This window comes from Shigella sp. FC1967, from assembly GCF_001743005.1.
Lineage (GTDB): Bacteria > Pseudomonadota > Gammaproteobacteria > Enterobacterales > Enterobacteriaceae > Proteus.
In genome coordinates this window covers 1-349 of sequence record NZ_MIIZ01001433.1, presented here as the reverse complement: position 1 = coordinate 349, position 349 = coordinate 1, and the positions used below count along the sequence as shown (strand labels likewise).

Sequence of the window (349 nt, the reverse complement as noted above, 5' to 3'; positions counted from 1 at the left end):
CCAGTGATTGTTCATAGCCACCGGGAGCGAAGGCTATGGCGACTGCATCCTGGAGTTCTTCGGGAAGAGTCTGGATGAGTTTGTCCTCTGCGGCCTTTTCCAGTCGTTCAAACTCACGCTGCAAAACAGCGTTTGCTTTCTTGACCGGTGTTACAACATCCGAACAGAGAACCTCGGCTGCATCATGCAACGAAGCATGAGCAAGCATGACTGCCAGATCCACCGACTTCCCTTGCTGAATGGCAATATTGCCAGCCAGGTAGGAAAGCAGGGTAACAACAGCGCTGTGTTCCAACACAGACTCCGGTTGAACAGAGTGCATCAGTGACCAGCGTTTGATCAGGCGTTG

The 349-nt window shown here is 52.4% G+C and carries 1 protein-coding gene; it reads right to left on the bottom strand.

Annotation, left to right across the window (positions count from 1 at the left end; genetic code table 11):
- The coding region (locus BHE89_RS22730) for a YfbR-like 5'-deoxynucleotidase (protein ID WP_128860790.1) at window positions 1-349 on the bottom strand (349 nt) is incomplete at both ends.